The following is a 12,049-nucleotide window of genomic DNA, read 5'->3' as shown; positions in this document are numbered from 1 at the left end:
CCACGGAGCTGCCCGATGATCGTCACTCTGGTCGCGAGCGTTGCAGCCAGTCTCGCCCAGGGCGGGCCGGTGGATCGCGTCGCGATCCTCGACAGCGCGCGCGCTCCGGCGACCAAGCGGCTGGGCAAGCCGGTCAAGTTCAAGGTGCGCACGATCCGGCGCGAAGGCGATTGGGCATTCGTAATTGCCGCGATGGTCGACGCCGCCGGGCGCCCGATCAGCTATGCCGGCACGCCGCTCGCCTCCGCCGAGGCCGAGGGCGCGGTCTCGAAGGATTTCGTCGCGTTGCTGCGACTTTCGGGCGGGCGCTGGCGCGTCGTGGATCATGCGCTGGGGCCGACTGACGTCGCTTGGATGGACTGGGCGGACAAGCACGGAGCGCCGCCGTCGCTGTTCGATCTTCAGTAGCTGCCGTGCTCGTTGCCGCGCGTCCAATATTGGAAGCTGCGGTCGAGCGCTCGGGTCGAGAAGACCACGTTCCCGCGGTTGAGTTCGCGCCCCATCGCCTGCGCACCGTCGAGTGTGCCGGACCACCAGCCCGAGTTGCGCCGGCCGACGAAAGTCACGCGCTTGCCGCTGCGTCCGCGCGCCACCATCCGCGTGTTCCCGCGATCGACCGTGAAGACGATCTCGCACGGCTCGGGCGGCGCAGTGTCGAACACGCAGGTCGCGCTCTCGGCCGCGAGCATCCCCGCCAGGAACAGGAAGGCACTCACCGCTGGAAGATCGTGTTCGCCAGTTGCGCGCGATGCGCCGAATCATCGACGATGTCCGCCGGCCGCTCGTAATAGCGGCACACGATCGCGGCGGCGTCGCCGGCGCTGCTCGACTGGCGCAGCCGATTTCCGGCGCCGCTTTCGGAGGTGGTCAGCTCGTGCTGGATGAAGCGAAGCTGCTCCTGGAAGGTCGAGCTGCGGATGTCGTGCCCGGCCCAGGCGGCGAAGTCGGCCTGGCGCGGCCCTTCCCATTGGGCCAGCCCATAGCCGGGGCCGCCGCCATGCTGGCGGATGCCGGCATCCATCCCGCTCTCGGCGTCGAGATTGGCGACGATCCCGGCCGCCTGGGCGCGCGTCCAGCCCTGGCTCTGGAAGAAGGTCATCGCCTGGTCGATGCGGCCCTGGCGCGACGCTGCGGGGGCACCGACCTTGCCGCTGTCGTTGGCGGCCGCTGGCGTGCTCGTCTCGCGCACGCTGGCCGGCGCGCGCAGGATCTTGCCGCCGTTCGACAATGCCCAGGACAGGCTGCCATAGCTCACCTTCTGGGTGCCGTCGGCATTGCGGTTGTTCGATCCGATCGTCTGGCCGTTGCCGGCATAGAGCACGGTGTGCGAGACGCCGCCGCCCTGGATGATCACCACGTCGCCGGGCCGCGCATCGGCGGCGCTCACTTCGGTCCAGCCGCGCGAGCGCAGCGTGGAATTGAGCTGCGAGACCGAGTCGGTGTGGAGGTTGCCGGGGAGCTGGCCCGACTCGGTCAGCACCGCCGAGACGAAATTGGCACAGCAGACGTTCGCCGGCACATTGGCGTTCATCGGGAGATTGTCGCTCCGGTCGCCGCGCAGGTCGGTGGCATCGCGTCCGAGATATTGTTTCGCGACATCGGCCGGGTTGCGGCCGTTGCTCGATCCCGCGCGCGTGCTGCCCTCTACGCCGCCCGTGCCGTTGCTCCCGCGCGTGGAGGGGCCGCTGAGGCGGATCGTCTGGCCGGCAAAGATCAGATTGGGGTTGGCGAGGCCATTGTCGAGCGCCAGGTCGTGCCAGTCCAGCCCATAGCGCGCGGCGATGCCCGACAGCGTGTCGCCGGGTTTTACGGTGTAGCTGCCCCTCGCCGCGCCGTTTCCGCCGGTGGGGATGCGCACTTCCTGGCCCGGAAAGATCAGGTTCGGATGGGTGATCTGCGGATTGGCCACGAGCAGCGCACTCAGCGAGACGCCGTTCTGGGCGGCGATCTGCGACAACGTGTCGCCGCGCTTCACGACGTGCGAACCCTGGCCCGTGCTGCCGCCGATCGGCTGCGCCCGCGCGGCCGTAATCGATTCGACCATTTCTGCCTCCATCGATCCTCGTGCCTTGGCTCTCACGGAGGTGCGTCCTTGTCTCTCAACGATTCGTTTAGGGCCGGCGGCGAGCCTCAGTCCGCCCCGCGTATCGCCTCGAGCACCGACGCGGAAACGGTCATCCCTTCGCTCGCCATCGCCGCCGTGGGCCAGGTGCCGGCGGCGACCATCTGCTTCACCGTGGCGCGGTCGGGCGGCGGCCAGGGCAGGCCGCTCGCCTTCGCCCGCTCGATCAGGCGCGCGCGCGCCGCCTTCATCTCGGCCGATCCGAACACTGTCGGTTGGCCCAGCAATTCATGCACCGCCATGCTGCCGTCGCTCGCCACGCTCCACAGCGTCCCGCCCTTCTCGACCAGCAGCTCGGCGATGTCGGCCTGCTCGGCATCGAGCGCCAGCCGGACGCGGTCGATCCCGAAGGCGTCTTGCCATCGCGGATCGGCGCCGTGCCGCAGCAGCGTCATCACTGCGCCGGCGTGCGAGAAGGCGATCGCCGAGCGCATTGCATCCTCGTCACCCTGCTTCTGTGGATCGGGCGACGCGCCGGCGCCGAACAGCCGCTCGGCAAGTTCGGGCGTGTCGGCGAGCACCGCCAGCGCCAGCGCATTGCCGCGCTTCACGCCGTCGGGCGGCATCCCCGCTGCAAGCAGCATCGCCACTGCCTCTCCGTCGCACCGCGAAACCGCGAGCGTCAGCAGGTCGCCATATTGCCCCGCCGGGGCCTCCGGCATGCGCGGGTCATGCGTCACCACCGTGTCCATCAGGCGGGGATCGCGCGCCAGCATCGCCCGTGCTTCCTCGATGCGCCCGTCGAGCAGCGCCTCGGCGATCGCGCGTCCCGAGGCGCCGTTGGTGACATTGGCCAGTACCCGGTTGCGATCTGGAAGCACGACCGAGGGTCGCTTGGTGAAGCAGCGCGCGTCGGCGCGAGTGTTGGCGGCCATGCATCCCCCGATAGGTCCGATCGCCAGCATCGCTGCGATGCCGATGAGCAGGCGGCGTGTCATCTAGGTGGGATGTACCCAGCGGGCGCGGCGGGGGTCAATTGACCGGAAGGCTGCTCAGCACCCAGTCCATGCCGTGGCGCGCGACGGGATTGTCCTGATACCAATGCTGCCCCTGCGGCCGCACCGCGTCGAGGGCGGTGCGGTCGCCATAGGCCTCGGGCGCATCGGCAAGCACGCCGCCGAGCGGTCCGCCGAAGATGGCGCCCAGCACGCGGTCTCCGCCGTCCTGCACCGCCGAGAGGATCTCGCCGCGGACATAGAAGGCAGCGATCTCGGGGGCAGGGGCGTCGGTCGTGTCGCGGATCGCCTCCGCCCGCTCGATCGTCGCGTCGCTGAGCCCCGCGGCGTTAAAGGTCGTCGCGTCGCGCCCGCTCGCCAGCGCCGCGGCCGACGCGAGCCCGCCGCCCAGCGAATGGCCGGTGATCGTCACATTCGCCTCGGGGTGCCGCCCTAGCGCCTTGGCTACCATCAGCGCGCGCGCATATTGGTCCGAGGGCAGGCCCAGCGCCTGCTGCGCATTGGCCTTCCAGTCGCTCGCGTCGGTCGAGCCGCGGAAGCTCACCACATATTGTGTACTCGCGCCTTCGCCGCGCAGATAGACGCGGGCGCGGAAGGCGCTCTGCGGGGACGACAGGTCCTGCGGCGACAGGCCGATCCGCGCGAGGTCGGGGTCGGTGGCCACGCAATAGCCGGGGGGCGGGGCAGGGACGTCGTTGTAGACGTCCTGCGCCAGCAGCGCGAGCTCGCGGGTGGCAGGTGCATCGATGCTGCCGGTAGTCAGCGGCGTGGGTGCCACCGGAGCGGTCTGCACCGGGGGAGCCGGCTGCTGCCACGCCAGCGCCTCGCGCGCCGGGATCAGGTGCGACTGGAACTCGTCGCTCACCGCCTCGCGCAGGCGCGCGCTCACTGCACTGGAAGGCGCTATGCCTGCCGATCGCACGGGGTCTGCGAAAGTCATCCTGTCCTCGCGCACTGGTCCGCAGCCTCGATGCCATCGCGGAGCAGGCCTGTACCTAGACGATTCGTTTAGGCGCTCTAAGCGATCCGCTGAGTGCGGTCGCCGCCCGGCCGTGAGACCTGTTGCAGCAAGGAAGGCCGATCTCCGGCCCCGACCAGCGCAAGAGGAGCAAGGGCATGACCTCGATTTCCGCCAACGCGACCCTGGTGGCCAACGGCAGCGCTCTGATGATGGTGGCGGGGATGCTCGCCGGATCCTTCCGCCCGCTCGGCGCTGGCCCGCTCGCCTTCGCCGCGCTTCCCTCCGCGTTCGCCGTTCGCCTGGGGCTGCTCGCGCAAGGCTCTTCGCTCGGCCAGCTCCAGCAGACCGCCGGCTTCACGGCGCAGGTGACCGGCCAGAACACCGCCAAGATCGACCTCGGCGACGGCTATCGTCTCGAGATCGACGAACGCAACAGCCAGATGACGATCTTCAACGAGAAGACCGGCCAGAGCACGCGCGTGTGGGGCGATCCGCACGTCGAGGTGAACGGCAAGCACCAGTTCGACTTCTACGGCACGACCACTTTCGAGCTCGACAATGGCACCAAGCTCACGATCAACACCGAGCCCTGGAGCCAGAACCCGAATGCCTATGTCGCGAGCCAGGTGGTGATCACGCGCGGCGACAATGCGGTGGTTATCGACGGGATCAGCCAGAACCAGCTCGGCGACCTGTCCGTGAGCGTCTCGACCAACGGCTACGCGCTCGATGCCGCGACGCGCGACGGCTTCACCGTCCACGAAGATGCGGCCGGCTGGCAGACCGAGTTGGGCCAGACCGTCACCCAGGCACAGGCCGATATCACCCGACCCGGCCATCTCTACGGCCCCGGCAGCGAGGCGCTGAGCCTTGCCGAGGCAGGTACTACGATCGGCAACTTCCTCTTCTTCGGCAGCCTCCTCGGGTTGAGCTTCGAAGCGGCGGCGCGGGCACCGGCACGCGAGCTCCAATCGACCAACATGCTGCGCTCGCTCCTGCTGGCCTGAGGGCCGAGCACCCACCGGCCGGGGATCGCTCGGCCGGCCCGCTCGGTGAAAACCCCGATATTCGTGGCGTCTTGCGGCGCTACGCTGGGGCGAACATCGGCGAGGGGTGCGCATGTACCAGCATATTCTGATCTCCACCGACGGGTCCGAAATCGCGCAGAAGGGGCTCGACCACGGCCTCGATCTCGCCAGGACGATCGGGGCCGCGGTCACGCTCGTATCGGTTGCCGAGGGCGTGATGCCCTATACCAGCGACGACATGGGCCTGAGCATGTCGGTGTACCTCGAATATGCGACGAACCAGAAACGTGCGGCCGAAAAGATCCTGGCCGATGCCAAAGCGTCTGCGGGCCTCGTCGGCGTGGCGGTCGACACGGTCTGCCTCGACAATGTCCTGCCGGCCCAGGCCATCGTCGATACCGCCGGCGAGCGCGGCTGCGACCTGATCGTCATGGCATCGCACGGGCGCCGCGGGATCCGCCGGCTGCTCCTCGGCAGCGTGACTTCGGAGGTGCTCGTGATCAGCACGGTTCCGGTGCTGGTGGTGCGCTAGAGCGGCGAGCGTGCTGGCTAGGCCGCCGATGGGCCGAGGATCAGATGGAGCTTCTCGCCGCGGCGGATCGCCCGCACGCCCGCTGCCCGAAGTGCCGCCTCGTCGAGCGGCGCTTCCGGCGGCAGATCGGCCAACAGGCGCGTGCCTCTTGCGGATATCTGGCGAGCACCTGCAGCTTGCAGCAGCGCGTGTAGGGCCGTCAGGTCTGCAGTGGGAGAGGGGGCCAGTGCCGAGGAAAGCTCCGTGCGTATCTCGCCGGCGACCTGGTCTGCAATCGGACCCAGGATCACTTGCAGGCCACCGTTCGCGAGATGGAGCACGCCGCGGGCGCCCTGCGCTTTGAGCGCGGCATCGTTCACCTTGCCCGGCTCGGCGACTTCGAGCCGCAGTCGCGTGGTGCAGGCGCCCACCGAGCGGATGTTGGCGCTGCCGCCGAGCGCCGCGACCAATGCGGTGGCGCGGGTCCCGGCGCTGGAGGTCGGCGCGGCGCCCGGTCCTTCGGCGTCGCGCCCCGGCGTCTTGAGGTCGAAGCGGCGGATGCACCAGCTGAAGGCGAAATAATAGATCGCGAAATAGGCGGCGCCGACGGGCAGCAGCACCCAGGCGCGCGTTGCCAGCCCATAGTTCAGCACATAGTCGAACAGCCCCGCCGAGAAGCCGAACCCCAGCTTCACGCCCAACGCGTCCATCAGCACCATCGACAGGCCGGTGAGGACGGCGTGCACGAGGTAGAGCAGCGGCGCCAGGAACATGAAGGTGAACTCGATCGGCTCGGTCACCCCGGTGAGGAACGATGTGAGCGCAAGGCTCGCCAGCAGTCCGCCCACTGCCTTGCGTCGCCCGGGAGGCGCGGCGCGGTACATGGCGAGGCACGCGGCCGGCAGCCCGAACATCATCACCGGGAAGAAGCCTGCCATGAACGATCCCGCGGTCGGATCGCCCGCGAAGAAGCGGGCGATGTCGCCGGTCGTGCCGTGATAGTCGCCGAGCAGGAACCAGGCGATGTTGTTGATGATGTGATGCAGCCCGGTGATCAGCAGCAGCCGGTTGAGCAGGCCATAGGCGAACAGCCCGAAGGGCCCCGCGCCCAGCACCCAGTGGCTCAGCGTGTCGACCCCGGCCTCGATCCAGGGGAAGCCGAGACCGAAGAGCAGCGCACCGACGAGACCCGCGAAACCCGCGACGATCGGTACGAAGCGCCGTCCCGCGAAGAACGCGAGATAATCGGGCAGCTTGATCGCGTGGAAGCGGTTGTAGAGCAGGCCGCCCACGATGCCCGCGGCGATGCCCACCGGAACGCCCAGCTTGACGATCTCCTTGGCGCGCCAAGCGGCCTGGTCTGCGGGAGTCAGCACATCGGCGGGCACGTGCAGCAGCACCTTGGCGCCCTCGGTCGCGACAAGATAGGCGACCACCCCGGCGAGCGAGGCCGCGCCATGGTTCTCGCGCGCCAACCCCACGGCCACGCCCGCCGCGAAGATCAGCCCCAGGTTGGAGAAGATCGCGCTGCCCGCCGCCGCGACGAAGGGAATGTCGAGCATGTCGGCCTGGCCGAGGCGAAGCAGCAGCGCCGCGATCGGCAGCACCGCGACCGGGAGCATCAGCGCTCGGCCGAGCGGCTGGAGCCGCGCCAGCGCGCGGGAGAACAACGCGCTCATCGGACGATCTCCCGGGCAATCACGCGCACGGCTTCTGGCGATTCCGCATCGCAGGCGCGTGCCGCGACCTCGGTGCATGTCGCCATGTCGAGCCCGCGCACCACGGCCTTGAGCCGCGGGATCGCGGCAGGCGGCACCGAAAGCTCGGCGATACCGAGCCCGATCAGGATCGGTGCCGCGAGCGGATCGGCGGCGAGCCCGCCACACATCCCCGCCCATCGCCCCGCCTTGCGCGCGCCGCGGCCGACCTCGCGGACCAGCCGCAGCACCGCCGGATGCATCGCGTCGATCCGCTGCGAGACGCCGGCATTGCCGCGGTCCGCGGCCAGCGCATATTGGGTGAGGTCGTTGGTGCCGATCGAGAGGAACGCCGCCTCGCGTGCGATCTGCCCGGCGAGCATCGCGGCGGCGGGCGTCTCGATCATCACCCCCAGCGGCGGCGGCGCAAGGCCCAGCTCGGCCGCTGTCTCATCAAGCAGTACGCGCGCCGCGCGATAGTCTCCAAGATCCGCCACCATGGGCAGCATGATCCGGCATTGGAGGGCGGGCACGCCGCGAAGCGCTGCGCGAAACTGGAGCCGCAGCAGGTCGGGCCGCGCCAGGCTCAGGCGGATGCCGCGCACGCCCAGCGCCGGATTCTCCTCGGCGGGCATGGGCAGATAGGGGACGGGCTTGTCGCCGCCGATGTCGAGCGTGCGCAGGATCAGCGGCCGGTCGCCCAGCGTCGCTGCGATCCGCGCATAGCAGTCGCGCTGCTCCTCCTCGTCGGGCGCGGTTTCGCGGTCGAGGAACAGGAATTCGGTGCGCAGCAGCCCACAGCCCTCGGCGCCTGCGCGCACCGCCGCCGCCGCATCGGCGACCGATCCGAGATTGGCGAAGACTTCGATCCGGATCCCGTCGGCCATGCGCGCCTCGTCCTGCGCGGAGCGAAGCTCGGCGGCGCGGCGGCCACGGGCCTCGGCCAGCCGTTCGCTTGCCGTCGCGAGCGCTTCGGCATCGGGATCAACGGCGATAGTCGCGGCATCGGCGTCGAGGATCAGCGTGGTGCCGTCGGCTATGTCGAGCACTGCATTCCCTGCGGCCACGACCATCGGAATGCCCGCGGACGCGGCAAGGATCGCAACATGCGCGGTCGGTCCGCCCGCGGCCGTGCAGATCCCCGCCAGCCGGCTCTTGTCGATCGCGAGGAACTGCGACGGGAGCAGGTCCTCGGCGATCAGGATCGTGTCGGGCGGAAGGACAGGGGCAGCGGCCCCGCCGTCGCCGGTCAGGGCAGCGATCACCTGGCGCTCGAGGTCGGTCAGGTCCGCTACCCGCTCCATTAGCAGCGCGTCGCCGGTGGCGAGAATCGCCGTCGCCGCCTCGCGGCTCGCCGCGCGCCAGGCATAGGCCGCGCTGCGACCCAGCGCGATCTCCCGCTCGGCCGCAGCCGCGAGCTCGGGATCGGCGAGCAGCGCGCGATGCGCCTCGGCCACCGCCGCGGTCGTCCCGCTGCCGCCGCCGAGTCCGGCGGAGACACGCGCGATTGCATCGGCAAGCGCGACGCGCTCCTGCGCAACGCCCGAGCCGTCCTCGGCCACTTCGATAGCCGCAAGCCGCATCTGGAGCGCCCGACCGATCGCAAGGCCAGGCGAAGCCGTCACCGGCCCCGCGGCTCGCGCCGGCGGTGCGGCAGGGGAGGGCTCCGCCGCCTCTTCCTCGGCGATCCGGTCAAGCAGTGCCGCCACCGCGTCCACCGCCGCGCGCGCGTCGGGGCCGGTGGCCGCGACGGTGACGCGCTGGCCGTGCGTCGCGCCCAGCCCGAGCAGCGCCACCGTGCTGCGCGCATTGGCGCCGCGCTCGCCATGGCGGAAGGTGACTTCGGCGGTGAAGGGCTTGAGCGCCGCGGCGATTCGCGCGGCGGGGCGGGCGTGAATGCCGTTGGGCGCGGCGACGACCAGATCGCGGGAATGGCTCTCGGTCAGGCGGCCCTGCGCCGCTTCGGCCGTCGCCGGCCAGGTCCGCACGACGCGAGCCACCGGATCGCCCGCCGCGACTTCGCGTCCCGGCTGGTCGAGCGTGACGGCGTAGCCTTCGTTCGCCACGACCAGCGGCGTGATCAGCGCCTTGGCGACCTCGGCGACGGCGTCGATGTCGAAGGCGATCAGGGGGTCGCCTGCGCGGACGCGCGCGCCCACGGCGACCTTCGGCGCGAAGCCCTCGCCCGCCAACGCCACCGTCTCGAGCCCGATGTGGATCAGCAGCTCGGCACCGTTGTCCAGCCGCAGCGAAACCGCATGCGCGCTTGCCGGGATCGCGATCACTTCGCCGTCGGCGGGCGCGCGGAGCAGCCCCTCGACCGGGTCGATCGCAAGTCCGTCGCCCATCATCCGCTCGGCGAAGACCGGGTCGGGCACTTCCTCCAGCGGTCCGAGCCAACCGGCGAAGGGCGCGACCAGCGTGACTGCAGCATCGGCGCCTCGGCTCAAGGAACCAGCTCCACCGCGTCGATCGCCCACATCGGCTCGACGCCCTTGGCGGTGTAGGTGATGCACAGCGTCTCGTTGCCCAGGCGCCGAGCAAGCGGGGCGACTAGCCGCGTGATCCCCGGATTGCCCGCAGCCGGGGCAAGCGGAAGCACCGCCACCCGCGGCCCTTCGCACCCGCCGGCGCGCACTTCGAACTCTCCCTGGGGCGTCGCGGGAGGAGCGAACTTGATGCCTTCGACATCCTTGCCGACCTGGAAGTTGAATGGAATCTGCCCGACGCTGAGCGCGATCTGCTTCGCGCCGCCGACCGGTGCCTTCTCCCATAGCCAGCAGGGATTGAAGATGTCGGTGACGAAGGTCGCACGCTTCCCTGTCGCCGGATAATCATCCTCGAGCGCGAGCACGACGCGGCTGGTGCAGGTCTTGAGCGTCTCGTCGCTGCGCCAGCGCAGGCTCTGCGGCGTTATCCTCTGTGCGATCGCACCCGGCGCCGCCGTGCCGCGGTGGAAGCTCGCCGCCTTGAGCTCGACGGGCAGGCGCACGGCGATCGGCTTCGAATAGACCGGCGACGTCGCGGTAACTGCGCTGCCGTCGGTGGTGTAGCGCATCTCGAGTCCCGCCTGGTTGTCGAGCGTCACCGTCACCGTGTCGCTGCCCGGCGCATAGTCGTAGCTCGGCCGCACCGCGAATGCGCTCGATGCCGCGGTCAGTCCCAGCCCGCGCATCCGCTCGATCTGCGGCAACAGCCGGTCGACGAACCCGTCGAAGCTGCGCCCCTGCGCTGCCGACCACCCGGTCTCGGCGACCGCCGAAGCGCGCGGGAAGGTCATCCACGCCGCGCGCTGCTCGGTGCGGATATGCTCGGTCCACAGGTTCGCCTGGAGCCCGAGGATATGCTTGCGCTGCTCGGCCGTCATGTCGGTGGGCACCGGCTCGAAGGCGTAGACGGTCCGGAGGTCGACCAAGCCGCCGTGACTCGGCGGCTCCGCGTCGCCGAACGCCTGTCGATTGTTGAGGTAGAGCGTCGGTGCCGGGCTCAGCACGGCATCGTGCCCCGCCTTCGCGGCCGTGATCGCGCCCTCGACCCCGCGCCACGACGTGATCGTCGCGTCGGGCGGCACGTCGCCTTCCAATATCTCGTCCCAGCCGATCAGCCGGCGGCCGTGCTTCGACAGATATTCGCCGATCCGGTGCATGAACCAGGCTTGCAGCGCGGTCTCGTCCTTGAGGCCCAGCGCCTTGATCTTTGCCTGGATCGCCGGTGAGGCCTTCCATTGGTCCTTCACGGCCTCGTCGCCGCCGACGTGGATGTACCTGGACGGGAACAGCGCCATCACTTCGCCGAGCACGTTCTCCAGGAAGGCGAAGGTGCCGTCCTCGACATTGTAGAGCCACGGGAAGACCCCCCAGTCGCTCTCCGTGCCCGGCGGGATCGGCGTGCCGGTGCCGAGCTCGGGATAGGCGCGGATCGCCGCGAGCGCGTGGCCGGGCATCTCGATCTCGGGGACGATCGTGATCCCGCGCTCGGCGGCATAGGCCACGATCGCGCGGATCTGGTCGTGCGTGTAGAAGCCGCCCACCTGCGGCAGCTGTGGCGCGCCCGGCGCCGTCGCGGGATGCCGCCAGCCGGAGATCCGGGTGAGCTTCGGATATTTGGGGATCTCGATCCGCCAGCCCTGGTCGTCGACCAGGTGCCAGTGGAGCGTGTTGAGCTTGTTCGCCTCCATCCAGTCGATCAGCTTGCGGACATAGTCCGGCGACTGGAAGTGGCGCGCGCTGTCGAGCATCAGCCCGCGCCAGTGGAAGCGCGGCGCGTCGCGCACGGTGAAGCCGTCCAGCCGTACCGCGCCACGACCGGCATCCTGCGTCATCGCTTGCCACAGCGTCACGCCGCCGTAGAGCAGCCCCGAATCGTCGCCGGCAGTAATCGTCGCGCCCTGACTCCCGACTTCCAGCCGATAGGATTCCGCATCCCCCGTCGCCGCGCGCCGAAAGCGGATCGCAGGCCCTTTGGCCGCCGAGACCAACCGGAGCTCCAGCCCCCGGGTCTGCCGCACCAGCTCGGCGAAGCGCAGCGCGGCATTGCGGGCGCCGGCATCGCCTGCCTCGGCGACCAGCGGCGTCGCCGCGCCGATCGCGAAGCTGCCCGGCGCGACGGCAAGCTCGGCGGGCAAAGGGAGGAGGCGGGGAAGCTGCGCGGCGGCGGGAGAGGCGCTTGCGGCCAGCAGCAGGGCACAGAGCCAGCGAAGACGGTCGAACGACGGCATGGGCATCAGCTTACGCGGCTTTCTCTTGGCGACAACATGGGCGGCGGAGCCGGGTCA

10 protein-coding genes are annotated in these 12,049 nt (G+C 70.0%); 3 read left to right on the top strand and 7 right to left on the bottom strand.

The window, feature by feature from the left end; all coding sequences use genetic code 11:
• Positions 1 to 15 precede the first annotated feature (15 nt).
• Complete coding sequence (locus J7500_RS11630) at positions 16 to 408, top strand: hypothetical protein (RefSeq protein ID WP_294061868.1); 393 nt, start codon at positions 16 to 18, stop codon at positions 406 to 408.
• Here the strand turns inward: J7500_RS11630 and J7500_RS11625 are convergent.
• From J7500_RS11625 to J7500_RS11610, 4 genes are all read right to left on the bottom strand, one after another.
• Entirely contained in the window at positions 402 to 716 is a 315-nt protein-coding gene (locus tag J7500_RS11625; protein WP_294061867.1) for a hypothetical protein, read from the bottom strand. The genes J7500_RS11630 and J7500_RS11625 overlap by 7 nt on opposite strands.
• Positions 713 to 2,044, bottom strand: a complete 1,332-nt coding sequence (locus J7500_RS11620; RefSeq protein WP_294061866.1) for a phage tail tip lysozyme — start codon at positions 2,042 to 2,044, stop codon at positions 713 to 715. Before J7500_RS11620 ends, J7500_RS11625 begins: the two co-directional genes overlap by 4 nt.
• 86 nt (positions 2,045 to 2,130) lie before the next feature.
• Positions 2,131 to 2,997, bottom strand: coding sequence for a hypothetical protein (locus J7500_RS11615; RefSeq protein ID WP_294061865.1), 867 nt, complete (start codon positions 2,995 to 2,997; stop codon positions 2,131 to 2,133).
• A 97-nt stretch (positions 2,998 to 3,094) separates the two neighbouring features.
• Positions 3,095 to 4,018, bottom strand: a complete 924-nt coding sequence (locus J7500_RS11610) for an Mbeg1-like protein (protein ID WP_294061864.1) — start codon at positions 4,016 to 4,018, stop codon at positions 3,095 to 3,097.
• A 176-nt stretch (positions 4,019 to 4,194) separates the two neighbouring features.
• Between J7500_RS11610 and J7500_RS11605 the strand changes: the two genes are divergently transcribed.
• Both J7500_RS11605 and J7500_RS11600 read left to right on the top strand, forming a co-directional pair.
• Complete coding sequence (locus J7500_RS11605; protein WP_294061863.1) at positions 4,195 to 5,046, top strand: DUF1521 domain-containing protein; 852 nt, start codon at positions 4,195 to 4,197, stop codon at positions 5,044 to 5,046.
• A gap of 112 nt (positions 5,047 to 5,158) precedes the next feature.
• Positions 5,159 to 5,599 (top strand): universal stress protein, encoded by a 441-nt coding sequence (locus J7500_RS11600; RefSeq protein WP_294061862.1) that lies wholly within the window; start codon positions 5,159 to 5,161, stop codon positions 5,597 to 5,599.
• Between the two features lie 17 nt (positions 5,600 to 5,616).
• On the opposite strand, the gene nagE is transcribed toward J7500_RS11600, so the two are convergent.
• Genes nagE through J7500_RS11585 form a run of 3 tightly spaced genes read right to left on the bottom strand, consistent with a single transcriptional unit; the run spans position 5,617 to position 11,992 of the window.
• Positions 5,617 to 7,257 carry an N-acetylglucosamine-specific PTS transporter subunit IIBC gene (nagE, locus tag J7500_RS11595; RefSeq protein WP_294061861.1) on the bottom strand — a complete coding sequence of 547 codons (1,641 nt, stop codon included), beginning with the start codon at positions 7,255 to 7,257 and terminating at the stop codon, positions 5,617 to 5,619.
• On the bottom strand, positions 7,254 to 9,725 hold the full coding sequence (gene ptsP, locus J7500_RS11590; protein WP_294061860.1) for a phosphoenolpyruvate--protein phosphotransferase: 2,472 nt from the start codon (positions 9,723 to 9,725) through the stop codon (positions 7,254 to 7,256). Before ptsP ends, nagE begins: the two co-directional genes overlap by 4 nt.
• Positions 9,722 to 11,992, bottom strand: coding sequence for a family 20 glycosylhydrolase (locus J7500_RS11585; protein WP_294061859.1), 2,271 nt, complete (start codon positions 11,990 to 11,992; stop codon positions 9,722 to 9,724). Before J7500_RS11585 ends, ptsP begins: the two co-directional genes overlap by 4 nt.
• Between the last annotated feature and the right edge of the window lie 57 nt (positions 11,993 to 12,049).

The sequence above is a fragment of the Sphingomonas sp. genome (assembly GCF_017744835.1).
In the GTDB taxonomy this organism is placed as follows: Bacteria; Pseudomonadota; Alphaproteobacteria; order Sphingomonadales; family Sphingomonadaceae; genus Sphingomonas.
This window is presented reverse-complemented; position numbering and strand designations above follow the sequence as displayed.